The organism is Paraburkholderia sp. SSBN10T, from assembly GCF_056619545.1.
In genome coordinates this window covers 221,786-245,882 of record NZ_JBWQQI010000010.1, presented here as the reverse complement: position 1 = coordinate 245,882, position 24,097 = coordinate 221,786, and the positions used below count along the sequence as shown (strand labels likewise).

The window sequence follows — 24,097 nt, the reverse complement described above, 5'->3', positions numbered from 1 at the left end:
CCCCAGGCCGGATGCGCCTGCCGCAGTTCGACGACCTGCTGCTCGACTGGCGGTGTCGTGCGCGCCGGACTCTGCCGGGGTCGACGCGAGTGATCCGTCAGCGCCGTCGTTCCGCCCTGCGCGTGGCGCGCGAGCCACTTGTAGCCGGTCTTCGGACTGATGCCGAAGCGCCGGCACAGTTCACGACGGTTGGCGCCTTCCTGCGAGGCCAGGTGAACGAATTCCAGACGAAGGCTCATGGTGTCTCTAGGGTTCCAGGGCATAACCGGCTCCAGGCGATTCACTCGCCCGAAGTGTTACCCATGTCCCCGCACACCTGTTACCCATGTCTCCGGTCCATACACGGCGGCAAAGAAAAGTAGGTGCCGCCCCGCACAGGGGCAACGCTAATAGACCGATAACAAAGCAAGGAAAGGCCAACACCGCAGGAACAACAACCGCCGCGCAGCGAAAAAAACCGGCTTACTTAAGAAGAAGTACTCTTCCTGGGCATCCCAAACCCACCCAAAAGTGCAGCCAACGGCTGCTTTGAAACCGGCTTCTGCGCAGCAACATCGGCAACCTCATCGACCTTCCGGCTAGAGGGCGACGGCTCATAAGGCTTGAAAAAGAAATCATCCACAGGCTGTTGCCGATGATGATGCGGCCGCTCAAAAGACGAAGCCGAACCAGCACCGGAAGCAGATCCAGCACGCCGCCGCCCACCGCGCTCCTCACGCCCTTCCCGCTCACGCCGAGGACTCCGCTCTTCATGATGATGCCGCACAGGCATATCAACAGTCAGCCGCTGCACATCAAGCGGCCGCTTGATCAACTTCTCGATATCGGCGAGCTGCTTGCGCTCATTCGGGCTACACAACGAAAGCGCATCCCCCGAAGCCCCAGCACGCCCAGTGCGCCCAATCCGGTGCACATAATCTTCGGCATTGAACGGCAGATCGAAGTTGATCACAGCCGGCAATTCAGCAATATCCAGCCCACGCGCAGCGACATCGGTAGCAACCAACGCCTCGATCTCACCCCGCTTGAACGCATCGAGAGCCTGCATCCGCTCGTTCTGGGTCCGATCGCCGTGAATCGCGGTCGCCACCACGCCGTCGCGCTCCAGACTGCGTGCGAGGCGGCTCGCGCCGATCTTGCTGTTACAGAACACGATCACCTGCTTCAGACCGCGCTCGCGAATCAGTTGCACCACTGCGCCGGTCTTGTCGCCTTCGGCCACTTCATAAACCATCTGGGTGACATTGGTGGCCGTCGAATTGCTGCGCGCCACTTCGATCGTCTGCGGGTTGCGCAGATAGGTCGCCGCCAGCTTCTTGATTTCGCCCGAAAACGTCGCTGAAAACAGCAGCGTCTGACGCTCCTTCGGCAGCAGGTTCAGGATGCGCTGCAAATCCGGCAGGAAACCCATATCGAGCATACGGTCGGCTTCGTCGAGCACCAGCATCTGCACCTGGCCCAGATTGGCCGTCTTCTGCTGCACGTGATCGAGCAGACGGCCCGGCGTAGCGATCAGAATCTCCACGCCGCGGCGCAGTTGCTCCGATTGCGGATTCATATCCACGCCACCGAACACCACCGCGCTGCGCAGCGCCGTATGCTTCGCGTAAGCGTGCACGTTGGCGGCAACCTGGTCGGCCAGTTCGCGGGTGGGCGTGAGGATCAGGGCGCGCACCGGATGGCGCGCCGGCGAGGCGCTCGTGCTCGCTTGCGGCAGCAGGCGCTGGATGATCGGCAGCGAAAAGCTCGCGGTCTTGCCGGTGCCGGTCTGCGCGGCGCCCATCACGTCGCGACCCGCCAGCACGACAGGGATCGCCTGCGCCTGGATCGGCGTCGGCGTCGTGTAACCCTGCTCCGCAATGGCTCTCAGGATGTCGGGCGCGAGGCCAAACTGGTCAAAGGTCGCGGTAGTAGGCGTGACGGCTGTGTCGGACATGGTGGCTTTCGCTAAAAATGCGCCTGCGCGGGGGGCGCGGCTGCGGCCGGGACCGCGGAGGGCATCAGGATGAAGCGGAGCCACGGCGTGCCGCACGGTACCCGATTTAGTCAGGGAAGGATGCAGCCGGCTCCGGCCGACGGAAACACCCGCCGGAAAGGCCGGTATTGTAGCACTTCAGCAAAAACACTCATGGCGCCCCCGCCCGCTTTCTGCTTGCGCACCGGAAAGGCAGGCGCCAGTGGGGCACGAACCGCCACAGGCCCGCACAGACTAGGGTACGCAGACGACAGTCCTGTGACAGCCCGGCACGGCAATGCGGGGCACCGGCGGCAGCCGGCGCCTCACAGAAACGCTCACCAGGTCTCGCGCATCACCATCAGCCGCATCTCGGTCATATCCTCGATCGCGTAGCGGATGCCCTCGCGCCCCAGCCCGGAGTCCTTGACGCCGCCGTACGGCATGTTGTCGACGCGGAACGACGGCACGTCGTTGATCACCACCCCGCCCACGTCGAGCCGGTCCCACGCCTGATGCGCATGAGCGAGCGAATCCGTGAACACGCCGGCCTGCAGGCCAAAGTCGCTATCGTTGACGGTCGCGAGCGCGGCGTCGAAGTCGTCGAAACGCTCCAGAATCGCCACCGGGCCAAACGCTTCCTTGCGGTACAGGTCCGAATCGCGCTTCACGTCTTCGAGCAGCGTCGCTTCGAACATCGCGCCTTCCACCTTGCCGCCCGCCACGATCTTCGCGCCGTCGCGCACCGCGCTTTCCATCCAGCCCGCGAGGCGCCTGGACTCCGACTCGGAGATCATCGGCCCGACAAAGGTCTTCTCGTTCTTCGGGTCACCCATGATCAGCGAGCGCGTCTTCGCGATCAGCTTCTCGCGCAGCGCGTCGTAGAGGCTCGCATGCACGAGAATCCGCTGCACGCCGATACAGCTTTGCCCCGATTGATAGAACGCGCCGAACGCCAGCCTGTCGACCACGTAATCGAGCTTGCCGGCCTGGTCGCCGTCGACGATCGCCGCCGCGTTGCCGCCCAGTTCCAGAATCACCTTCTTCTTGCCGGCCTTTTTCTTTAGCTCCCAGCCCACCGCCGGCGAGCCGGTGAACGAGAGCAGCTTGAAGCGCTCGTCGGTGGTGAACAGGTCGGCGCCGTCACGATGGGCCGGCAAAATCGAGAAAGCGCCCTTGGGCAGATCCGTTTCCGCGAGAATCTCGCCCATGATCAACGCCCCAACCGGTGTGCGGCTGGCCGGCTTCAGCACGAAGGGTACGCCCGCGGCCAGCGCCGGCGCCACCTTGTGCGCGGTCAGGTTCAGCGGGAAATTGAACGGCGAGATGAACGAGCACGGCCCGATCGGCACGCGCTTCACATAGCCGTGATAGCCCTTGGCGCGCGGCGAAATCTCCAGATTGATGATCTCTCCGTCGATGCGCACCGCTTCCTCCGCGGCCACCTTGAAGGTATCGATCAGCCGCGTGACTTCGCCGCGCGAATCGTTGATGGGCTTACCGGCTTCGATGCACAGCGCCATCGCCAGCTCGTCGTAGCGCTCGCGGAACCGGCTCACGCAGTGTTCGAGCACCGCCTGGCGCCTGAACGGCGGAAACTCGCGCAGCGCGGGCAGCGCCTCGACGGCCGCGCCGATCGCCTTGTCGATCACGGCGGCGTCGGCCATCGCAACGCGGGTGGCGACCTCGCCACTGAACTTGTCGGTGACTTCGAGATCGGTGTTGGCTGCCACCGCCACATTTGCGAGGTAGTACGGGTAAGTCTTTTTCAACATGACACGTTCTCCTTGATGCGGGGTTCCGGCCTGGTGCGCACAGCAAGCCGCACGCCCCGGCGCGGTTCAGAGGACAGTGCTCAGAGTTGCGCGCTCAAGCGCTTGATCTCGCGGTTGAGCACGCGCTCGTTGTCCGAGTAGTCGATCGGCAAATCGATCACGTGCACGCCCGGCGTGGCGAAGCATTCGCGCAGCAGCGGCGCAAATTCGTCCGCCGCAGCAATGCGGTGCCCTTGCGCCCCGTAGCTCTGCGCGTAAGCCACGAAATCGGGGTTCTTCAACGTCATCCCGTAGTCGGGGAAGTTCATGTTTTCCTGCTTCCAGCGAATCATGCCGAACGCATCGTCACGCAGGATCAGCACCACCAGATCGAGCTTCAGACGCACCGCCGTTTCGAGTTCCTGGGAGTTCATCATGAAACCGCCGTCGCCGCAGACCGCCATCACCTTGCGGTCCGGATGCACGATCTTGGTCGCGATCGCCGACGGCAGCCCGGCCCCCATCGACGCCAGCGCGTTGTCGAGCAGCAGCGAATTCGGCTCGTGCGCACGGTAGTAGCGCGCAAACCAGATCTTGTACATGCCGTTGTCGAGACACACGATGCCGTCCACCGGCGTCGTCTCGTAGACATCGTGGACGATGCGCACCGGGTACATCGGGAAACGGGCGTCCTGCTGCCCTTTGACCAGATGCTCCTCGAAGTGCTGCTTGATCTCCTTGAAGCGCGAAAAGTCCCAGTGCTCCTGGCGCTGCTTGAGACTCTCCTTCAGTTGCCACACCGCGTTGGCGATGTCGCCCACCACTTCGATCTGCGGGAAATACACCGGATCGACTTCCGCGCCGAGAAAATTCACGTGAATCACGGTCTTCTCGCCCGAGTCGGCGCCGCGCATGAAGAACGGCGGCTTCTCGATCACGTCGTGGCCCACATTGATGATGCAGTCCGCGTGATCGATGGCGCGGTGCACGAAATCGCCATCGGAAAGCGTGGCGTTGCCGAGCCACATGGGATGCGATTCGTCGATCACGCCCTTGCCCATCTGCGTGGTGAAAAACGGAATGCCGATCTGGTCGACGAACTCGCGCAGCATCTTGGTGGTGGTCTTGCGATTGCCGCCCGCGCCGATCATCAGCAACGGATGCTTCGCGCCGGTGATGGCCTCGACCGCGCGCGCAATCGCCTTTTCTTCGGCAATCGGGCGGCGGCTGTAGCTCTTGGGAATCGGTTTGCCGTCGCCCTCTTCGTCGGCGACGTCCTCGGGCAACTCCAGGTGCGTGGCGCCGGGCCGCTCTTCCTCGGCCTGGCGGAACGCCTCGCGCACCAGCGCAGGGATATTGCCAATCGAGACGATCTGCCGCGTGTACTTGGTGAGCGGCTCCATCATCCGCACCACGTCGACGATCTGGAAATGCCCCTGCTTGCTGGTCTTGATCGGCTTCTGGCCGGTGACCATCAGCATCGGCATGCCGCCCAGTTGCGCGTAGGCGGCGGCGGTGACGAAGTTGGTGGCGCCCGGCCCGAGCGTCGACAGGCACACGCCGGTGCGGCCCGTCAGACGCCCATAGGTCGCCGCCATGAAACCGGCGGCCTGCTCGTGGCGCGTGAGAACCAGCTTGATTTTGGAGCGGCGCAGCGATTCGAGGAGATCGAGATTTTCTTCCCCTGGAATGCCGAACACATAGTCGACACCTTCAGCTTCCAGCGACTTGACGAACAGATCCGATGCTTTCATTGAGAGTCTCGCTTGACGAACGAGCGCGGACGGCACGCCCACGCGGTGGGATCCGGGAACGGATGATCGAAGACGATGACAGGCGCGGCCACGCACGAAGCGGTGGGCGCGTCGAACAGCTTACTACCTGGGAGAGAAAACTGCGCGCAAGTGGGCAGGGTCGGACGTGGTGTGGCGGTGCGGCATGACGGAGCGGGGATTGGCGCCGCGGCGCTCAGGCGGCGCGGATGCCGGATTGGGGCGGAGTCATGGAATCACCGCTTGGCGGCTTGGCGGCTTGGAGGCTTGGAGGCTTGGAGGCTTGGAGGCTTGGAGGCTTGGAGGCTTGGAGGCCAAGCTAACCGGCTATCGCACGATCGTCACGCAATTGGACAGGACCGGCGGCGCATTCTCGCCCGCCATCGCATCGTACAGGTCGGCGCGCGGCCCCTTGGTCCACCACGTATAGCTGCCGGCCTGGTACTTCGCGCCGGAGCCGGACAGCGTGTTGACGAACAGCATCGGCTGTCCTTTGACGGGCACGAGCGCAAAGCTCTGCCCATTGGCCGCGTTCCAGTAGGTCACCTGCAGGATCTTGCCGGTAGCGCAGGTGTATTTATGGGTCTGGCGGTCTTTCGTCTGAATTTCAGCGAGGCGCAGAGGCGCAGCCAGGCTGCTGGCGACTGCCGCCGTCATGCCCAGCACACCCGTTACCGCAACGAGCCATGTTCTCATCCGGTTCCTCGCTTCGTTATGGATCATGGATCGATCACATCGGCACAGGCGTCGGTCGGTGCGGCCGCTACGTGGCCGACCACCGGCACGATTTTCAATCCGGCGGAAGCGACGCGGCACGGCGCGGCCGCGAGGCCGCAGCCCGCCAACCCTGTGCACAGCGCGACCAGCAAGCCCAGCGCACCGAAGCGGCCTAGCTGGCGAAGCCGCGCGATCGTGCGGGTGTCTGAGTTCATGGTCCTGCTCCTGCCGTTAATGCTGGAATGCGCTGGAGCGCGTCGAACTTACTGCGTCGACACCGGACGCACCGCCGCAGCGGCCTGCTTCGCCCGGGCACGCGCCTCGTCGGTATTCGCACCGGCGGCAAGCGCCACGCCCATGCGCCGTTTGACGAAGCTCTCGGGCTTGCCGAACAGGCGCAGATCCGCTTGCGGCACGGTCAGCGCGGCGGCCACGCCTTCGAATGCGATGGCGGCCTCGTCGAGCCCGCCGTAGATCACCGCCGACGCCCCAGGCGAGCGCAGCGACGTATCCACCGGCAAACCGAGAATCGCGCGTGCGTGCAGTTCGAATTCGGACAGACGCTGCGAGCACAGCGTGACGAGACCCGTGTCGTGCGGACGCGGGCTCACTTCCGAGAACCAGACGTCGTCGCCGCGCACGAAGAGCTCCACACCGAACAAGCCGCGCCCGCCAAGCGCCGCGGTGACCTTGTGGGCGATCTCGCGCGAACGTTCGAGCGCGAGCGGGCTCATCGGCTGCGGCTGCCACGATTCGACGTAGTCGCCGGCGACCTGCACGTGGCCGATCGGATCGCAGAACCAGGTGCTCGTTTCGCCGGTTGCCGGGTCGATCGCGCGCACCGTCAATTGCGTGATTTCGTACTCGAAGTCGATAAAGCCCTCGACGATCACCCGGCCATGATTGACGCGGCCGCCGGCCATCGCGTATTGCCACGCCGGTTCGACATCGGCGTCGCTCTTCAACACCGACTGGCCCTTGCCCGACGACGACATCACCGGCTTCACGACGCACGGATAACCGACCTTGGCGATGCCGGCCTTCAGTTCCTCGAGCGAATCGGCAAACGCGTACGGCGAAGTCGGCAAGCCGATTTCTTCCGCCGCCAGGCGCCGGATGCCTTCGCGGTTCATGGTCAATTGCGTGGCGCGTGCGGTGGGAATGACCTCGGCAAGGCCGTCCGCTTCGATGGCGGCGAGCGCGTCGGTCGCGATGGCTTCGATCTCCGGCACGATCAGATCCGGCCGTTCCTGTTCGACCAGTGCGCGCAAGGCGGCGCGGTCGGTCATGTCGATCACGTGGGCGCGATGCGCGACCTGATGACCCGGCGCGTTCGGATAACGGTCGACTGCGATCACCTCCACGCCGAGGCGCTGCAACGCGATGATCACTTCCTTGCCCAGCTCGCCCGCGCCGAGCAGCATGACGCGCGTGGCCGAGTTCGAAAGCGGGGTGCCGATCCGTTGGCCGATCTGCATGGGGTCTCCAGAAAAATGTCGGGTGAGATGGAATGGGTTGACCAGCAATGTTAACATGCGCAACCGCTGCACCGGGCCTTGTGCCACGAGCGCTCGCGTGCGGCAACCCGAGTGCGTTACCCTTACGCCTTTGCCAGTTTGAAGAGGATCGACGCCATGTTCCCAACGTCTTCGGCGCGACGTGTTGCGCGTCTCGTTGCAGCCCGGCTCGCAGCCGGCGCCGCCGCCCGTGATGCCGCGGTCTGTGCACCGAGCATTGCGGCCCGCTGTGCGCGAGCCGGCGCACAGCAGCAATGCACGCGAGCCCTCGCGGCGGCCGCCGCGCTGAGTGTCGCCACGCTGCTGGCCGCCTGCTCGATGCCGACCCACCCCGATGACAAGGCGCCGCCGCCCGATCCGTTCAATCCGGCGGCGACCCAATTGCTGGACGACACGGCGTGGGACCTGACGAGCTGGAAGCAGGCGGACGGCACCTTGCGCGACCTCCCCAGCGGCGCGAACGGTACGCCGATCACGCTCACCCTCTCGACGGCCACCGGTCAGCGTCACGCCAGCGGTTTCTCCGGGTGCAACCGCTATATGGGCACGTACGGACTGAAAGACGGCAAGCTGAGCTTCGGGCCGCTCGCCGGCACGCGCATGGCCTGCGCGACGCCCGGCGGCCATATCGAAGGCGCCTATCTCGACGCGCTGGCGCACATCGACCGCACCGGCGTGCAAATGCGCGCGCCGCAGCAGTTGGAGCTGATTCTCGAGGACGGCGATACGCTGACCTTCGCGCGGCACGCTCAATGAGCACGTGGACGGCCGGCTGCCGAAGCATCGCCGCAGCCCACGCCGCCCGCTCAGTCCGGCCCGCTCGCCGGGCGCTTTCTCACCCAGGCACAAGTTCTCGCGCGCCTGTCTTCGAAGCTTTACGCTTCGCCGGTTAAACTTGACGGATTGCGTTTTCACGGATCCGTCATTCGTTGATGTCTAGCATGCACACCGTGGTTTTCGGCTGGTTCGGCGGGTCGGCCGTCTGGTTCATTCCTCTCTTCTGGCGTCTCGTGAAGTCTGTGCTGCCAGGCGGCGTCGGCCTGCGCGGGCCCGGCACGATCCGCCTGTGGCTCGGCTTCATCTGCGTCCTCGTGGCGAGCTGCACGCTGGAGGCGTCGCTGCTCGGCATGGTGGGCGTCGACGGCCTCGGGCACGTGCTCGCGGCCGGCCTCGCCCGGGTGCTCGGCCATATCGGCACGCCGCTCGTCATGCTCGCGCTCCTGGCCGTGAGCCTGCCGTGGCTGCTCGAGTTTCGCTGGAGCAGCGTCGTCATGTGGGCGGACGGCGCCTTCGGCCTCGGCCTGAGCCGGGGCCTCGCCAAGCGGGATGAGGAGGCGCGCCGGCGCAGTAGTGTCGACGAGTCGCTGCCCGCTTACGCATCGACGCCGACCAATACCATGGCCCCGAAGACCAACGGCCGCTACGCGCGCCCGACCGTTTGGCGGCCGCCCGCGGCGACGCGCGGCGCAACGGGGGGTGGGGGTGCTGGCTCTGGTACTGCTGGTGCGAAGGATGTCCTCTCCGGCGACGCACGCGCGAGCGCGACGCCCGGCAACGCGGGTTGGCAAACGCGGACGCAAGCGCCGCGCACTCCAGCGACTTCGCCCGAAACCCCTGGACGGATGCAGGGCGGCACGCCGGTTAGGCGAGGCGGCGGCACTCAGGCACCGGCGCAGAGGCCCGGCGCCGCGCTCGATAAGACCGCGCCTTGGGCGCCGGCCGAACCCGTGGCACCGGCGGGCTGGTTGCGCGAGCCGTCCAAGGCGCCGCGCGGCGCAGCCGCTACCTCGGTTGCGGCTGCGGCCAGTGCGAGTGAAGCCGCTGCGGCGGCAAAGGGATTCGTCGCCAGCCGGAGCGCGCCCGGTGCAGCGCCAGCGGGCTCCATGTCAACTCCGCATCGCACGCCGTCGGTTCAACCGGTGCCGGCACCGGTGCGGAATAGTGCGGCTAACTCGGCTAACTCGGCTGCGAGTTCGCCTGCAAGTTCAGCGCGCCACGCGCCGCCGCCCTCGCCAAGGCAAACACCATTGCAGACGCCATTGCAGACACCGGGGTCCACCAACGCCGCAGCGCAGACCCGCCCGGCCGCGAGCGGCACGCCGGTTGAACCTCGACGCCCTGGTGCCCCCAGTCGTCCACAGGCGCCGAGTTTTTCCCGCCCCGTGGCGACGACGCAGCGCGTCACCCCGCCGGCCAGCGTGCAGGAAACGTTGCGCAGCATTGAAGAGAATGCGGCCCGCTGGACCACGATCGCGGGCGCGAGCCTCGCTCGACGCAGCGGCGCCGAGACCGCCAAGCTCACAAACGATACGTCCGCGACGCCGGTCGCAACGGAGCCTGTTTCTACGATTGCGACAGCCGGAACATCTGCACTGCCTTCAGCGCCGGCCACGCAACCTGCCGGTGACGCCGCCGCGCCTGCAACTGCCGGCAGTGTTGCGCCTGCGCCGTCCGGAAGCGGTGCGCTTGCACCCTCCGTAAGCGCCGAGCTTGCCGAGACAGTGAACTGGCCAATCGTGCCGCCCGAAGCAGGGCAATCCGTCGCCGCAGAGGCGCTCGAACAACCGCTCGCGAATATGCTCACCGCAAGCGTGGCGAATCCCGCCGCTGAGACAGCGTTGGAGTCAACGCCCGTTACCTGGACGGCAGACGAGCCGGCGCCGAACGCCGACGTCGAAACGCTTGGCGCGTCGACATTGGTATACGAAGAGAGCAGCGTAGAGGCGCCGGCAGCGGCGCAAGTCAATGCGCAACAGACAGCACAACCGATTCATCCGCCAGCAGCGGTGACCGAAACGCTCGCGCCGATAGCCGTTGAAGCGCCCGCCGCTCCCGTTTCGGCAGTGCACGACACTCCCCTACCCCGGCTCGATCCAGCCGGACAGGCGCCGGCAACGCTCGATGCAGCGAATTCAGCAACCGAAATCGAAGCCGCCCCGATCGTCGCAATACATGCCGCGCCCACCGCGACGCTCGCCGCAAACCTCGCGCAGAACGTCTCACCAACAGCCGCGGCCAACGTCACGCACGCGCCAGCATCGACGTCCGCAGCCGCCGCGCCTGCAACAACGCCGCCCCCTGCCCCATCTAACGTGGTCCGCTTCCCCGGCTTCGCTGCGGTAAGCGTGGCTAGTCACGAGCCGCAAGATACGGCAGCTCCGCCCAAGGAAACCACCGACCTCCGCGACCAGGCTACGTGGGACTCCGACGACACCCTCGACGACCCGCTCGACGCAACCACAGCGGCCCACCGGCCACCCGCCGAACCCGACGACGAGTTCATTGACGAACCCGCGCCCAGCGACGCCCTCAGCAGCACGCCAGCGGCAGCACTCCCCGTCCCGCACAGCGAACCGGCAAACGAGCCCGTCGTCCCACGCGCACCGGTGCGCGGCCACGCGCCGACCGTGTTCGAATTCCACGCCCCGGCGGCGTCGATGGTCGAACTGCCGACCCTCGACCTGCTGGCACGCGCCGACACCGATGTCGAACCCGTCTCCGAAGAACGGCTCGCCGAAACCAGTCTGCTGATCGAACAGCGTCTGCAGGAGTTCAAGGTACCGGTCACGGTCGTCGGCGCCTCCGCCGGCCCGGTGATCACGCGCTTCGAAGTCGAACCCGCGCTCGGCGTGCGCGGCAGCCAGATCGTCGGTCTGATGAAGGACCTGTCGCGCGGCCTCGGCCTCACCTCGATCCGCGTGGTCGAAACGATTCCCGGCAAGACCTGCATGGGTCTCGAGTTGCCGAACGCAAAGCGGCAGACGATCCGTCTCTCGGAAATCCTCGAGGCGAACGTCTACCAGCACTCGCACTCGATGCTCACGCTCGCGATGGGCAAGGACATCACCGGCCATCCGGTCGTCGCCGATCTGGCCAAGGCGCCGCACATGCTGGTGGCCGGCACGACCGGTTCGGGCAAGTCGGTGGCGATCAACGCGATGATCGTCTCGCTGCTCTACAAGGCGACGCCCGAAGACGTGCGTCTCATCATGATCGACCCGAAGATGCTCGAACTGTCGGTCTACGAAGGGATTCCGCACCTGCTCGCGCCGGTCGTCACGGACATGAAGCTCGCCGCCAACGCGCTCAACTGGTGCGTCGGCGAAATGGAGAAACGCTACCGGCTGATGTCGGCCGTCGGCGTGCGCAACCTCGCGGGCTTCAACCAGAAAATCCGCGACGCCGAAGCCGCCGGCAAGAAGCTCGGCAATCCGTTCTCGCTGACGCCCGAGGCGCCCGAGCCGCTGGCGACGCTGCCGCTGATCGTGGTCGTGATCGACGAGCTGGCCGACCTGATGATGGTGGCCGGCAAGAAGATCGAAGAACTGATCGCGCGTCTCGCACAGAAGGCGCGCGCGGCCGGCATCCACCTGATCCTTGCGACGCAGCGCCCCTCGGTCGACGTCATCACTGGCCTCATCAAGGCCAACATTCCGACCCGGGTCGCGTTCCAGGTGTCGTCGAAGATCGACTCGCGCACGATTCTCGACCAGATGGGCGCCGAGTCGCTGCTCGGCCAGGGCGACATGCTGTTCCTGCCGCCGGGCACCGGCTATCCGCAGCGCGTGCACGGCGCGTTTGTCGCCGACGAGGAAGTGCACCGGATCGTCGAGTACCTGAAGCAGTTCGGCGAGCCGCAATACGAGGAAGGGATTCTCGACGGCCCCACCACCGAAGGCGCCACCCAGGACCTGTTCGGCGACGCGCCCGATGCCGAAGCCGACCCGCTTTACGACGAAGCGGTCGCATTCGTGGTACGCACGCGGCGCGCCTCGATCTCGTCGGTGCAGCGGCAATTGCGCATTGGCTACAACCGCGCGGCAAGGCTGGTGGAGCAGATGGAGACGGCGGGCCTGGTGTCGTCGATGGGGATCAACGGCAGCCGCGAAGTGCTCGCACCGGGACCGGCCGAGTAAGCGCGGCGTGACGCAGCTTCATGACGCTGCGTCACGCCCTCGCCGTTACGACGGCGACACCAGCTTGAAGTCCACCGGCGAACCGATGTCGATCCGCTTCGGGTTCGCCTCCAGCAAGCCGCTCTGCTGATCGCGCCTGAACACATAGACGGTATCGCTGTTCTGATTGCCGACGATCAGCCAGTTCCCGGTCGGATCGATGGCGAATTCGCGCGGCGCCTTGCCGAGGCTCGATTGCCGCCCCACCAGTTTCAGATGGCCATTGGCCGCATCGACCGCGAAGATCACGATCTGGTTCGCGTCGCCGCGGTTGGTCGCGTACAGGAAACGTCCATCCGGCGACAAATGGATTGCCGCCGCCCCCACCTGCCCCTTGAAGCCCGGCTCGGTAAGCGGCGACACCTGCACAAGGGTCAGCTTGCCGTTGTCGTAGTGGAACGTGCTGACGGTCGCCGCCAGTTCGCTCGTCAGATACGCGTACTTCCCATCAGCTCCGAACACCAGATGACGTGGACCGCTGCCGGCCTTCACATCGGTATAGCGCCACTCGGTAGGACCGAGCAGACCGCGGCTGCCATCGGGCGTATAGCGGTACGAGTACAGCTTGTCCGCGCCGAGATCCTGGGCGAACAGGTATTGGCCGTCCGGCGAGAACACCGTCGAATGCACATGCGCGTTGTCCTGGCGCCCCTTCACCGGGCCGCTGCCGTCATGATGCACGGTCAGCACCGCTTGCCCGAGCTGGCCGTCGGGCTGCAGCGGGAACACCGCGAAGCTGCCGCCGGGATCGGCCGCCACCGAGTAGTTAGCCGTCAGCAGATACTTGCCGTCCGGCGAGATCTTCAGGTAGCAAGGGTCATTGCCTTCGGACGACACCTTGTTGAGAAACGTCAACTGGCCGCTTGCCGGATCGAAACCGAACGCGCTGATGCCGCCGCGTTGCGAGGCGGGGCCGTTATCGCCGGGCAGTTCGTTGACCGCGTACACATGACGGCGGTCGCTACTCACCACCAGATACGACGGGTTGACCGTCTTCGCCACCGACACGCGGGTGGCCTCACCGCTCTTCGTATCGAAGCGGTAGACGTAGATGCCTTCGCTCTTGCCGCCCGTGTAGGTGCCGACCAGCATGTCGTAGACACCGTCGGCCGGCGCCGGACCGGCGTCCTGGGCAAACGCATGTGAAGCGGCAATCGAGACCATAAGCACGAAACCTTTTATTATCGAACCGGCGGAGCGGGCGGACCGGGTGGACCACGTCATGGCGGCGTTGCTGGCGGGCTGAAGTGAGGACTGGCGCGCGGCACGGGTGCCGGCTCGGTCACTACGATGCATGTCGACCTCCTGAACATCGGGTTATTCGGTTTTGTTGATGCCGCTGGTCTGCCAGGCGCGCGAGGACATCCGCTTCGTAACCCCGGGTTTGAAGCCCTGGGTTGAAGCCCTCTTTGTTATCGGCGCAAGTATAGAAGATAGAAGCAAAGCGTTGAGCCGGACCGCGCAGCATGCGGCCTGCCGACATCCTCTCCCCCATCTGTCTCGCCACTCGGAGTGTTCATGAACGTCACCCTCAGCCTGGGCCCGGTCGTTTCGCTGATCGCCGGTATTCTCATCCTCGTGACGCCGCGCCTCCTGAACTACATCGTCGCGCTCTATCTGATCATCATCGGCATCATTGGAATCTTCGGCATGGGGTCGTCCCATTTCTGAGTCTTGGCGACTGAGCGCCTGACCACAGGAGGCGCATGGCCGAGGCGATCCGGCCGGTCGCCTGCGCACGAACCGCGTGCCCACCCAGATGGCACGTCTTCGCCCCATGCCGCTCGCACCTGGCATGGAGCGCAGAAAACCGCGCAGGCCCTAGGCTCGGGCCTACCCGTCTGGCTGACCGATGTTGCTTCCTCTGGGAGCTTGCTCGGGCGTTGCTCAGAACCTGCCCAGTGCCGACCTAGGGACTTACCCGTTGGCGAGCTGTTCGAGCCGCAGCCGCCCCTGCAGGGACAGGCTGCCGACGGCATAATGGCCGTCACCTTCGCGTACGCGCTTGAAGCAGGCCCGCTCGATCAGGAAAGAGGCGGCGGTCTGCATCCCATTGCGGGACAGACCCAGACGGCCGGCATCGAGCGGTAGCATGGAATCGCCGGCCAGTTCGCTGGCGGCGGAGAGAATGGTGATGCAATCGGATTTCGACGGGTTCAGCATGGCTTTCATCCTCGAAAACAGCGTTGGCGTACACAATGGACCGGGGTTCCGACACCTGCCACCCGGCTCTCGCCCATCTACTCCAAGTCCGATTGTAGGCAGCGTTATCTCAAAACTCCAAGACGGGTTGACCATGAGACACACTCAACCAGAATGCATGGCGCAGATCCGGTAATAACAACAGCCCGGCGTGCTCCGAGGCGTACGCTTTACGCGCCCGGCCTACCCGCTCAAACCGCTTGACCAGTCACCCATGCCCGCACTCATCGAAGACTATGCACTCGTAGGCGACGGCCACACCGCCGCACTGATTTCCCGTGACGGCTCCGTCGACTGGCTCTGCTGGCCGCGTTTCGACTCGGGCGCCTGCTTCGCCGCGCTGCTCGGCACCGAGCAGAACGGGCGCTGGCTGATCGCCCCGGCGTCCGATGCTGCGGCGAAGATCACCCGCCGCTATCGCGGCGAAACACTGATACTCGAAACCGATATCGAAACGGCTGAAGGCGCGGTCACGGTGATCGACTTCATGCCGCCCGGCAACGGCTGGTCGGAACTGGTGCGGATCGTGGTGGGTCGGCGCGGCACGGTGCGCATGAAGATGGAGCTGGTGCTGCGCTTCGACTACGGCTTTTCGATTCCGTGGGTCAGCCGTCTGAAGCACGATAGCGGCATCAAGGCGATCGTCGGACCGGATACCGCGGTGCTGCGCACCCCCGTCGAACTGCGCGGCGAGAACATGCACACCGTCGCCGAATTCACCGTCTCGCCAGGCGAACGCGTGCCGTTTTCGCTGGCCTACTCGCCGTCGCATCTGCGCATTCCGCCTGCCCGCGATCCGCACACCGCGCTCGCCCGCACCGAGAATCACTGGCTCGAATGGTCGGCGCGCAGCACGGTCGAAGGCAAGTACGCCGCTCCGATCCGCCGCTCGCTCATCACGCTGAAGGCGCTCGCCTACGAACCGACCGGCGGCATCGTCGCGGCCCCCACGACCTCCCTGCCCGAACAGTTGGGCGGCACACGCAACTGGGATTACCGCTATTGCTGGCTGCGCGACGCCACCATCACGCTGCTGGCGATGATGCGCGGCGGCTACTTCGACGAAGCGCGCGCGTGGCGAAGCTGGCTCGCCCGTGTGATGGCGGGGGCGCCGGAGCAGTTGCAGATCATGTACGGGATTGCCGGCGAGCGGCGCCTGCCGGAGTTCGAGGTCGAATGGCTGCCGGGCTATCAGGGCGCGAAGCCGGTACGCATCGGCAACAACGCGGCCGGCCAGTTGCAGCTCGACGTATACGGCGAAGTGATGAACGCGCTGCATCTGGCGCGGGTGGGCGGCCTGCAGGCGGACGACACCGCGTGGAACGTGCAGTGCGAAATGCTCGAACATCTGGAAACCATCTGGCAGCAGCCCGACGAAGGCATCTGGGAAACGCGCGGCGGCCGCCAGCATTTCACCTTCTCGAAGGTGATGGCCTGGGTCGCCTACGACCGTGCGATCAAGTCCGCCGAAAAGTTCGACCTGCCCGGCCCGCTCGATCATTGGCGCGCGGTTCGTGCGCAGATTCACGCCGAAGTCTGCGAGAAAAGCTGGAACCCGACGCTCAATGCGTTCACCCAGGTCTACGGCGGCGACGAACTCGACGCGAGCGTGCTGCTGCTGGCGCAGGTCGGCTTCCTGCCGCCTTCGGACCCGCGCGTGATCGGCACGGTCGCCGCCACCGAAAAATACCTGATGCGCGACGGCTTCGTGATGCGCTACCGCACCACCGAATTCAACGACGGCCTGCCGCCCGGCGAAGGCACCTTCCTTGCGTGCAGCTTCTGGATGGTCGACAACCTCGCGATGCAAGGCCGCGTGGCCGAAGCGGAGGCGATGTACGAACGGCTGCTCGCGCTCGCCAACGACGTCGGCCTGCTGGCCGAAGAGTACGATCCGGCGCACAAGCGCCTGGTCGGCAACTTCCCGCAGGCGTTTTCCCACGTGGCCCTTGTGCACACAGGATTCAACCTGATGAAACACGAGCAGGAAATCGCCAGAGCGGCAGGACAGCCGCCGCACGACGGTGCAACCCACGGCACAACCCACGACAAGCCGTCACCCGGCGCGCCGTCGCAAGACGCGCCGTCGTAGAGCGCGCCCGTTCATAACGGCAGGATGGCGGCTAAACTTGACCCTGCGGCAACCCCGGATAGCGGCGCAGCAACATCGCCAGTACCATGATTCCATGACATTTTGCGCGCGCAGAAGTCAATCGTTGCTGCGTTGCACAATTTCATTTTGTCCGATATCATCAAACGAGACTGTTGGCCGATAATCAAGCGCCACCACAACCAATACGGCCCGCCGCAACGCGATACGCGTGTTTGCGAAGCCCCATGCGAATCGCCCCAACACCGGAGCACCCATGCTCTATCAACTGCACGAATTCCAGCGGGCCCTGCTCAGCCCGCTGACCGCCTGGGCCCAAGCCGCGTCGAAATCCTTCGCGAATCCGGCCAGCCCTTTCGCCTATGTTCCAGGCGCCACACGTCTTTCCGCCGGTTACGAATTGCTCTACCGGCTCGGCAAAGATTACGAGAAACCCGAATTCAACCTGCACCAGATTGTTAAGGATGGTCATAACATCCCGATCATCGAACAGACGATCATCGAGAAACCATTCTGCCGTCTGCTGCGCTTCAAGCGTTTCGCGGACGACAGCGGCGCCGTCAGCCAACTGAAAGACGAACCGATCGTGCTGGTGTGCGCGCCGTTGTCCGGCCACCACGCCACGCTGTTGCGCGACACGGTGCGCACGCTGCTGCAAGACCATAAGGTGTACATCACCGACTGGATCGACGCGCGCATGGTGTCGCTCGACGAAGGCGCGTTCCACCTCGACGATTACGTTGCTTACATTCAGGAATTTATCCGCCACATCGGCGCGAAGAACCTGCACGTGATCTCGGTGTGCCAGCCGACCGTGCCGGTGCTGGCTGCGATCTCGCTGATGGCGAGCCGCGGCGAAGACACGCCGCGCACCATGACGATGATGGGCGGCCCGATCGACGCGCGTAAGAGCCCGACCTCGGTGAATTCGCTCGCCACGCAACACTCGTTCGAATGGTTCGACAACAACGTGATCTACACGGTGCCGCCGAACTATCCGGGCGTCGGACGCAAGGTCTATCCGGGCTTCCTGCAGCACACCGGCTTCGTGGCCATGAATCCGGAGCGCCATGCGGCCTCGCACTGGGACTATTACCAGAGCCTGCTGCGCGGCGACGAAGACGACGCCGAAGCGCACCGCCGCTTCTACGACGAGTACAACGCCGTGCTCGACATGGATGCCGACTATTACCTCGACACGATCCGTGTCGTGTTCCAGGAATTCCGCCTGGCCGAAGGCACCTGGGATGTGGCGGGTGAACGCGTGCGGCCGCAGGACATCAAGAAGACAGCCCTCTTCACGATCGAAGGCGAGCTGGACGACATCTCCGGCGACGGTCAGACGCGCGCCGCGCAGGATCTGTGCAGCGGCATTCCGCCCGAGCACAAGCAGCATTTCACGGCGGAAAAGTGCGGCCACTACGGCATTTTCTCGGGCCGCCGCTGGCGCACCATCATCTATCCGCAACTGCGCGACTTTATCCTCGCGCACAACAAAGCCCCCAAGGTCGCGGCGGAAAAAGTCGAAGCCTGAACGGCTTCGCACGGCGGCCCGAGCAGAGCGGGCCGCTCTCGTGAAAGTTGCGTGCGCATCAAATGCAAAAAGCGACGGCTCCCTCGGGGGCCGTCGCTTTTTGCTTCGCGGTCCGCGAACCGGGCGGTTGCCAGGCGAACACCGGGCTGATTGCAGATCGGCACGCCGATAGCACGCCTAAAGGATCAGTATTTACCCTGCCTGCATTACCTGCCCTCCGCCTGCACGTTTCAGGCGCGCCTGCGGCAGCCGGATCGCCACGGGTGGCGCTTAGCTTAGTGGCGCTTAGCGCCTCAACAGATACGCGAGCAGCAACTCCGTGTTCATCTGGATGATTTCGCTGCGTTCGGCAGGCGTGCTGAAATCGCGGCCGAGCGTGGCCTCCAGCGTGAAGCGGTTCGAGACGATGTAATAACCCATGCCTGAGAGCGTGACGTAGAAACGCAGCGGATCGACATTGCTGCGAAACAGGCCCGCGCGCTGGCCGCGCTCGAGGATGCTGCCGAGCGTCGCAACAATGGGCGAGATCATTTCGCGGATTCGCGTGGACTTCTGCATATACCGCGCCTCGTGCAGATTCTCGTTATTCACGAGACGCAGCAACTCGGGGTGGTCACGGTAATAGTCCCACACGAAATGGGCGAGCCTTGTCATGGCCTCGACCGGCGCGATGCCGTTCAGGTCCAGCGTGCGTTCGGCCTCGGTAAGCGCGCCGAAGGCGTGTTCGAGTACAGCCGTGAAAAGTTGCTCCTTGCTACCGAAATAGTAATAGAGCATGCGTTCATTGGTTTCTGCGCGGCGGGCGATCTGGTCGACGCGTGCGCCGAACAACCCACCATTTGCAAACTCCTCAGCGGCCGCGAGCAGAATACGGCGCCGGGTGCCTTCAGGATCTCTTTTGATTTTCGGCTGATTCATGGTGGCATCATCGTGAGCCGCGTTATCCGGATCGTGCCGCCGGCCTCTCCTCGGGCCTTGCACCGACAGCATTGAACGGGCTGGTTGGGGGACACCCTTCTGCGGTCTTTCGGAAAAGCGCTTTGATTATGGCACATGGTTTGACAATCGCAATCGGGGAAATCGGCGATAATGCGTCATTTCCCCTACGCCTGATGGAGCGAGCCAATCCGCCTCGTTCCCGCCTGCCGCGAAGGGCCCGCAGTGGCCCGCCGGCAAGCCTCACCGTCGTGACCGTGACCGATTCCAGAACCCTCGCAGAGCGCATCGAAGATCTGCTTCCCCAGACACAATGTACGAAGTGCGGCTACGCAGCATGCCGGCCGTACGCCGAAGCTGTGGCCGTTGGCACAGCGAACTACAACCAGTGCCCGCCGGGCGGCGCCGAAGGCGTGGCGCGGCTCGCCGCCCTGCTCGGCAAGCCGGTGATTGCGCTCAACTCCGCCAACGGCGTCGAACGGCCCCGGCCGTTGGCGGTGATCGACGAGAACCTGTGCATCGGCTGCACGCTGTGCCTGCAGGCCTGTCCGGTAGATGCGATTGTTGGCGGACCGAAGCAGATGCACACCGTGATCGAGGCGCTGTGCACCGGCTGCGACCTGTGCGTTGCCCCCTGCCCGGTCGACTGCATCACCATGCTGCCCGTCACCGGCATTGCGACCGGCTGGGACGCATGGACCGCGGACCAGGCCCAGGCTGCCCGCGAGCGCCACGACCGGCGCGAAGCGCGGCTTGGACGCGAACGCGATGCCGCCGAAGCACGCGCTGCGGCCCGCCGCACGGCGGCGGGTCAAGCCACCGCCAGCGTCGAGGCGCCCGCAGCACAGACCACCGCCCCGGGCGGCGCGACTGCGGCCGCCACGCCCGTCGACGACGCCGAAGCGAAGAAGCGCGCGATCATTCAGGCCGCGCTGGAACGCGCGCGCAAAAAGAAAGAAGAACTGGCCACAAAAGGCGCGGGACCGCAGAACACCGAGCGCGTGAGCGCCGACGTGCAGGCCCAGATCGACGCGGCTGAAGCGCGCCGCCGGCGCCTGGGTATCGAAACTGGCAGCGAAAGCCGCACCGACACCAGCACCAGCACCAGCACCAGCACCAGCAACGATAGCCGTACCGCTACCGAAGCCAATACCCGCATCGAGACCCACGCGCCGACGCAAGCCGGCGACCCTGCAGCCACTCCCACGCCTAAACCCTGACCGCCCACCCCAGGTATGAACGCGAACAAACGCCGCGCCATCTACGAGACGCTCCAGAGCCTCAACCCGCACCCGACCACCGAACTCGAATTCACCACGCCGTTCGAACTGCTGATCGCGGTGATGCTGTCGGCCCAGGCCACCGACGTATCGGTCAACAAGGCGATGCGCAAGATGTTCCCGGTCGCGAACACGCCGCAGCAGATCGTCGAACTCGGTGAGGACGGCGTGACCGGGTACATCAAGACCATCGGCCTGTATCGCACCAAGGCGAAGAACGTTGTCGCGACCTGCCGGATCCTGCTCGAGCAGTATGGCGGCGAGGTTCCGGCCGATCGCGAGGCGCTCGAAAGCCTCCCCGGGGTTGGCCGCAAAACCGCCAATGTGGTCCTGAACACGGCCTTCGGTCACCCGACCATCGCCGTCGACACGCACATCTTTCGGGTTGCGAATCGAACCGGACTGGCGCCGGGCAAAGACGTGCGCGCAGTCGAAGCGGCGCTGGAGAAATTCACGCCAGCCGAGTTCAGGCAGGACGCGCATCACTGGCTGATCCTGCACGGCCGTTACGTGTGCAAGGCCCGCCGGCCGGAATGCTGGCATTGCGTGATCGAGCCGCTCTGCGAGTTCAGGCCGAAGACGCCGCCGCCCGATCTGTGAGGCATGCGGCGAGCGAGGCGAGCGTGGGCGTCCTGCCGGCGCCGCGCCGGCTCGCGGCGTAAAATACCGAGTTGCTCCATCGCGCAACGCGTTTGCCCGCCCTGTGCGCCCCCTCACTACCGCTTTCAGTCCACGATGTTCAATCCCAGCCGCGACGAAGTCCGAAGCTTTTTCACCGAGACCTGGCGCAAGCAGCGCGAAGGCGCGATCCTGACGCCGCTCGAGGCGATCGCCGCCGACTGGATCGTCGAACACCCCGAATACCATGCCGAACTGAAGGACGGCGAGGCCGCGTCCGCCCAGGACTACTCGCCCGAGCGCGGCCGGACCAACCCGTTCCTGCATCTGTCGATGCACCTCGCCATCAGCGAGCAACTGTCGATCGATCAGCCACCCGGCATCCGCGCCACCCATGACCGGCTCGCCGCGCGCCTGGGCTCGGGCCACGAGGCTCAGCACGCCATCATGGAGTGCCTCGGCGAAACCCTGTGGGAAGCCCAGCGCACCGGCACGCCACCCGATACCGACGCCTACCTGCAGCGCATCGAGCAGCGCGCCTCGCGCGACTGAGCAGCACGGCACAAAGCAAAACACCCCGCACGAAGCGGGGTGTTTTGCATATCGGCAGCGCCTTGCAGCGTGCTTACTTCTTTTCGACCAGATCGCCGTTCAGCGATTCGATATAAGCCGCGAGGTCCTTCATGTCGCCTTGCGACAGGCTTTGCACCTGCGCCTGCATGATCGCGTTGTTGCGACCGAAGTGCGGATTGCCGTTGCCCATTTGATACTGGCGCAGCGCCCAGTAGATGTAGTCGGCATGCTGACCGGCGAGCCGCGGGTATTCCGGGCTCACGGGCTTGTTCAGGTTGGCGCCGTGACAAGCCGCGCAGTTGTGGGCGTCGGCCAGCACCTTGCCGTTGTCGGCGTCGGCGGCGTGCGCCACGTTGGCCGCGGCCAGACCGAACACTGCCGCCGCCGCACAGGCAGCCTTGAGCATCGTGTGGAGTGCCAGTTGAGGCTTCTTCATGAATTCTCCTATCCCGCGAAATTGATTAGCTGAGTGACTGGATGGATCAGCGCAGCCGATCACTTGTCGGGATTGTTCTTCGAAGAGGGAGTCTGCGCCGCGTAATACGCAGCGATGTCGGCAATGTCCTGGTCCGACAGCGAGGTGGCGATGGCGCGCATCGTTTCGAAGTGGCGGTCGCCTTTCTTGTATGCGTGCAGCGCATTCTCGAGGTACGCCTGATTCTGGCCACCGAGAACAGGCACCCGGTAGACCTCCGGGTACGCCGTGCGGTAATCAGGAATGCCGTGGCAGCCAATACACATCGCAACCTTACCCTGGCCCGCCTTGGCGTTGCCGACGACATCCGCTGCCTGCGCACTGGCCGCGTAGCCCGCCAACACCGACAGCGCAGCGATTACGACGTGTTTGCCGACGAATTTATTCATAGCATGTAACCTGGCTTGAGGGGAAACGGGCGCCCGAAAAGGCAACAGCCTGCACCATTATTCTTCTAGGGTTGCCACGCAGGCCAAAAAAATCGGCCTAATTGTACCGCGCTGCTGCGGCGGGCGTCCACCGAGCGGGCCGGGCCGCCCGGCGGGCTTTCGCTCCCGCCGCGGCGCTCTTCCGCGCGGCCGGAAGCCCTGCCACGCGGGCCTTCCAGCGCCTTCGGCAGACCTTGCGCGGGGCAGCCACGCTTGCCCGGCTCGCCCCGCGCCGGCCTGCGGGCAAACCCGCACGCTGCCCGGCGCCACGCACAACCCGCCCACCGGGCCACGCGCCGGCAACCGGTGCGGATGACACCATACGCCAGCGCGTTTCGGCCCAACAGGGCTTCTGACTTATACTGGAATTTTTCCCCGAACGAGCGTCTCGCCATGCGTTTCGAAGGCTCCTCGCAGTACGTCGCCACCGACGACCTCAAACTTGCGGTCAACGCCGCGATGACACTGCAGCGGCCGCTGCTCATCAAAGGCGAGCCCGGCACCGGCAAAACCATGCTGGCCGAGGAAGTCGCGGCAGCCCTCGGCATGCCGTTGCTGCAATGGCACATCAAGTCCACCACGAAAGCGCAGCAGGGCCTCTACGAATACGACGCGGTGTCGCGCCTGCGCGATTCGCAGCTCGGCGACGAGCGCGTCAAGGACATCCGCAACTACATCGTCAAAGGCGTGCTCTGGCAGGCGTTCGAAGCGGACCAGCAGACCGTGCTGCTGATCGACGAGATCGACAAGGCCGACATCGAATTTCCCAACGACCTGCTGCGCGAACTCGACCGCATGGAGTTCTACGTCTACGAGACGCACGAACTGGTGCGCGCGAAGCACCGCCCGCTCGTCATCATCACCTCGAACAACGAGAAGGAGTTGCCCGATGCGTTCCTGCGCCGCTGCTTCTTCCACTACATCAAGTTCCCGGATCCGGTGACGATGCAGCAGATCGTCGAAGTGCACTACCCCGGCATCAAGAAAGACTTGCTGAGCGCGGCAATGGCGAGCTTTTTCGAGCTGCGCAATGTGTCGGGCCTGAAGAAGAAGCCGTCCACCTCGGAACTGCTCGACTGGCTGAAGCTGCTGCTCGCCGAAGACATTCCGCCGGAAGCGCTGCGCTCGGCGGACCACAAGCAGATCATTCCGCCGTTGCATGGCGCGTTGCTCAAGAACGAGCAGGACGTGAGCCTGTTCGAACGGCTCATTTTCATGAACCGCAACAACCGTTGAACCGGGCGCGTACGCCTTACGCCGGTGCGTGAGCCG

General features: G+C 64.9%; 20 protein-coding genes and 1 pseudogene. 9 read left to right on the top strand and 12 right to left on the bottom strand.

Annotation, left to right across the window (positions count from 1 at the left end; genetic code table 11):
* From AC1ECK_RS17975 to purT, 7 genes are all read right to left on the bottom strand, one after another.
* On the bottom strand, positions 1-263 hold a 263-nt coding region (locus AC1ECK_RS17975), incomplete at its 3' end, for a helix-turn-helix domain-containing protein (protein ID WP_480321308.1).
* Between the two features lie 203 nt (positions 264-466).
* Positions 467-1,936: a DEAD/DEAH box helicase gene (locus AC1ECK_RS17970; RefSeq protein WP_480321307.1), complete on the bottom strand. Its 1,470-nt coding sequence runs from the start codon at positions 1,934-1,936 to the stop codon at positions 467-469.
* Positions 1,937-2,292: 356 nt separating this feature from the next.
* A complete protein-coding gene (locus AC1ECK_RS17965) occupies positions 2,293-3,729 on the bottom strand; it encodes an aldehyde dehydrogenase family protein (RefSeq protein ID WP_480321306.1) in 1,437 nt (478 codons plus the stop codon).
* Between the two features lie 80 nt (positions 3,730-3,809).
* On the bottom strand, positions 3,810-5,462 hold the full coding sequence (locus tag AC1ECK_RS17960) for an acetolactate synthase large subunit (protein WP_480321305.1): 1,653 nt from the start codon (positions 5,460-5,462) through the stop codon (positions 3,810-3,812).
* A gap of 345 nt (positions 5,463-5,807) precedes the next feature.
* Complete coding sequence (locus AC1ECK_RS17955; protein ID WP_480321304.1) at positions 5,808-6,176, bottom strand: MliC family protein; 369 nt, start codon at positions 6,174-6,176, stop codon at positions 5,808-5,810.
* A gap of 23 nt (positions 6,177-6,199) precedes the next feature.
* A complete protein-coding gene (locus tag AC1ECK_RS17950) occupies positions 6,200-6,412 on the bottom strand; it encodes a DUF6726 family protein (RefSeq protein ID WP_480321303.1) in 213 nt (70 codons plus the stop codon).
* 48 nt (positions 6,413-6,460) lie between these two features.
* Entirely contained in the window at positions 6,461-7,675 is a 1,215-nt protein-coding gene (gene purT, locus AC1ECK_RS17945) for a formate-dependent phosphoribosylglycinamide formyltransferase (protein ID WP_480321302.1), read from the bottom strand.
* 156 nt (positions 7,676-7,831) lie between these two features.
* On the opposite strand from purT, the gene AC1ECK_RS17940 reads away from it, so the two are divergent.
* Both AC1ECK_RS17940 and AC1ECK_RS17935 read left to right on the top strand, forming a co-directional pair.
* Positions 7,832-8,470: an META domain-containing protein gene (locus AC1ECK_RS17940; RefSeq protein WP_480321301.1), complete on the top strand. Its 639-nt coding sequence runs from the start codon at positions 7,832-7,834 to the stop codon at positions 8,468-8,470.
* Between the two features lie 2,597 nt (positions 8,471-11,067).
* A pseudogene (locus AC1ECK_RS17935) lies at positions 11,068-12,630 on the top strand (DNA translocase FtsK); the annotation flags it as partial.
* Between the two features lie 45 nt (positions 12,631-12,675).
* Here AC1ECK_RS17935 and AC1ECK_RS17930 read toward each other — a convergent pair.
* Entirely contained in the window at positions 12,676-13,893 is a 1,218-nt protein-coding gene (locus AC1ECK_RS17930; RefSeq protein WP_480321318.1) for a lactonase family protein, read from the bottom strand.
* Positions 13,894-14,187: 294 nt separating this feature from the next.
* On the opposite strand from AC1ECK_RS17930, the gene AC1ECK_RS17925 reads away from it, so the two are divergent.
* Positions 14,188-14,340 carry a DUF3096 domain-containing protein gene (locus AC1ECK_RS17925; protein ID WP_480321300.1) on the top strand — a complete coding sequence of 51 codons (153 nt, stop codon included), beginning with the start codon at positions 14,188-14,190 and terminating at the stop codon, positions 14,338-14,340.
* Positions 14,341-14,586: 246 nt separating this feature from the next.
* On the opposite strand, the gene AC1ECK_RS17920 is transcribed toward AC1ECK_RS17925, so the two are convergent.
* Complete coding sequence (locus tag AC1ECK_RS17920; protein WP_480321299.1) at positions 14,587-14,832, bottom strand: hypothetical protein; 246 nt, start codon at positions 14,830-14,832, stop codon at positions 14,587-14,589.
* Between the two features lie 253 nt (positions 14,833-15,085).
* Between AC1ECK_RS17920 and AC1ECK_RS17915 the strand changes: the two genes are divergently transcribed.
* Together AC1ECK_RS17915 and AC1ECK_RS17910 are read left to right on the top strand one after the other, a co-directional pair.
* Positions 15,086-16,963 (top strand): glycoside hydrolase family 15 protein, encoded by a 1,878-nt coding sequence (locus tag AC1ECK_RS17915; protein ID WP_480321298.1) that lies wholly within the window; start codon positions 15,086-15,088, stop codon positions 16,961-16,963.
* 274 nt (positions 16,964-17,237) lie between these two features.
* Positions 17,238-18,515: a polyhydroxyalkanoate depolymerase gene (locus AC1ECK_RS17910; RefSeq protein WP_480321297.1), complete on the top strand. Its 1,278-nt coding sequence runs from the start codon at positions 17,238-17,240 to the stop codon at positions 18,513-18,515.
* A 285-nt stretch (positions 18,516-18,800) separates the two neighbouring features.
* Here AC1ECK_RS17910 and AC1ECK_RS17905 read toward each other — a convergent pair whose 3' ends face one another.
* Positions 18,801-19,433 carry a TetR/AcrR family transcriptional regulator gene (locus AC1ECK_RS17905; RefSeq protein WP_480321296.1) on the bottom strand — a complete coding sequence of 211 codons (633 nt, stop codon included), beginning with the start codon at positions 19,431-19,433 and terminating at the stop codon, positions 18,801-18,803.
* A gap of 269 nt (positions 19,434-19,702) precedes the next feature.
* Between AC1ECK_RS17905 and rsxB the strand changes: the two genes are divergently transcribed.
* The 3 genes from rsxB (at position 19,703) to AC1ECK_RS17890 (ending at position 21,901) form a co-directional block, all read left to right on the top strand.
* Positions 19,703-20,671 (top strand): electron transport complex subunit RsxB, encoded by a 969-nt coding sequence (gene rsxB, locus AC1ECK_RS17900; RefSeq protein WP_480321295.1) that lies wholly within the window; start codon positions 19,703-19,705, stop codon positions 20,669-20,671.
* 15 nt (positions 20,672-20,686) lie between these two features.
* Entirely contained in the window at positions 20,687-21,331 is a 645-nt protein-coding gene (nth, locus tag AC1ECK_RS17895; protein ID WP_480321294.1) for an endonuclease III, read from the top strand.
* Between the two features lie 135 nt (positions 21,332-21,466).
* Complete coding sequence (locus AC1ECK_RS17890) at positions 21,467-21,901, top strand: DUF1841 family protein (RefSeq protein WP_480321293.1); 435 nt, start codon at positions 21,467-21,469, stop codon at positions 21,899-21,901.
* Positions 21,902-21,974: 73 nt separating this feature from the next.
* On the opposite strand, the gene AC1ECK_RS17885 is transcribed toward AC1ECK_RS17890, so the two are convergent.
* Both AC1ECK_RS17885 and AC1ECK_RS17880 read right to left on the bottom strand, forming a co-directional pair.
* Positions 21,975-22,358, bottom strand: coding sequence for a c-type cytochrome (locus AC1ECK_RS17885; protein WP_480321292.1), 384 nt, complete (start codon positions 22,356-22,358; stop codon positions 21,975-21,977).
* A gap of 59 nt (positions 22,359-22,417) precedes the next feature.
* Positions 22,418-22,786 (bottom strand): c-type cytochrome, encoded by a 369-nt coding sequence (locus AC1ECK_RS17880; RefSeq protein WP_480321291.1) that lies wholly within the window; start codon positions 22,784-22,786, stop codon positions 22,418-22,420.
* A 432-nt stretch (positions 22,787-23,218) separates the two neighbouring features.
* Here AC1ECK_RS17880 and AC1ECK_RS17875 point away from each other — a divergent pair, with 432 nt between their 5' ends.
* Positions 23,219-24,061, top strand: a complete 843-nt coding sequence (locus AC1ECK_RS17875) for an AAA family ATPase (RefSeq protein WP_480321290.1) — start codon at positions 23,219-23,221, stop codon at positions 24,059-24,061.
* Positions 24,062-24,097 lie beyond the last annotated feature (36 nt).

Coding starts and splice junctions, on each gene's coding strand:
- AC1ECK_RS17965 (WP_480321306.1), bottom strand. CDS start 3,729: ATGTTGAAAAAGACTTACCCGTACTACCTCGCAAATGTGGCGGTGGCA.
- AC1ECK_RS17885 (WP_480321292.1), bottom strand. CDS start 22,358: ATGAAGAAGCCTCAACTGGCACTCCACACGATGCTCAAGGCTGCCTGT.
- AC1ECK_RS17925 (WP_480321300.1), top strand. CDS start 14,188: ATGAACGTCACCCTCAGCCTGGGCCCGGTCGTTTCGCTGATCGCCGGT.
- AC1ECK_RS17960 (WP_480321305.1), bottom strand. CDS start 5,462: ATGAAAGCATCGGATCTGTTCGTCAAGTCGCTGGAAGCTGAAGGTGTC.
- nth (WP_480321294.1), top strand. CDS start 20,687: ATGAACGCGAACAAACGCCGCGCCATCTACGAGACGCTCCAGAGCCTC.
- AC1ECK_RS17880 (WP_480321291.1), bottom strand. CDS start 22,786: ATGAATAAATTCGTCGGCAAACACGTCGTAATCGCTGCGCTGTCGGTG.
- AC1ECK_RS17905 (WP_480321296.1), bottom strand. CDS start 19,433: ATGAATCAGCCGAAAATCAAAAGAGATCCTGAAGGCACCCGGCGCCGT.
- AC1ECK_RS17875 (WP_480321290.1), top strand. CDS start 23,219: ATGCGTTTCGAAGGCTCCTCGCAGTACGTCGCCACCGACGACCTCAAA.
- AC1ECK_RS17890 (WP_480321293.1), top strand. CDS start 21,467: ATGTTCAATCCCAGCCGCGACGAAGTCCGAAGCTTTTTCACCGAGACC.
- AC1ECK_RS17930 (WP_480321318.1), bottom strand. CDS start 13,893: ATGACGTGGTCCACCCGGTCCGCCCGCTCCGCCGGTTCGATAATAAAA.
- AC1ECK_RS17950 (WP_480321303.1), bottom strand. CDS start 6,412: ATGAACTCAGACACCCGCACGATCGCGCGGCTTCGCCAGCTAGGCCGC.
- AC1ECK_RS17940 (WP_480321301.1), top strand. CDS start 7,832: ATGTTCCCAACGTCTTCGGCGCGACGTGTTGCGCGTCTCGTTGCAGCC.
- AC1ECK_RS17910 (WP_480321297.1), top strand. CDS start 17,238: ATGCTCTATCAACTGCACGAATTCCAGCGGGCCCTGCTCAGCCCGCTG.
- AC1ECK_RS17920 (WP_480321299.1), bottom strand. CDS start 14,832: ATGCTGAACCCGTCGAAATCCGATTGCATCACCATTCTCTCCGCCGCC.
- AC1ECK_RS17955 (WP_480321304.1), bottom strand. CDS start 6,176: ATGAGAACATGGCTCGTTGCGGTAACGGGTGTGCTGGGCATGACGGCG.
- AC1ECK_RS17970 (WP_480321307.1), bottom strand. CDS start 1,936: ATGTCCGACACAGCCGTCACGCCTACTACCGCGACCTTTGACCAGTTT.
- AC1ECK_RS17915 (WP_480321298.1), top strand. CDS start 15,086: ATGCCCGCACTCATCGAAGACTATGCACTCGTAGGCGACGGCCACACC.
- purT (WP_480321302.1), bottom strand. CDS start 7,675: ATGCAGATCGGCCAACGGATCGGCACCCCGCTTTCGAACTCGGCCACG.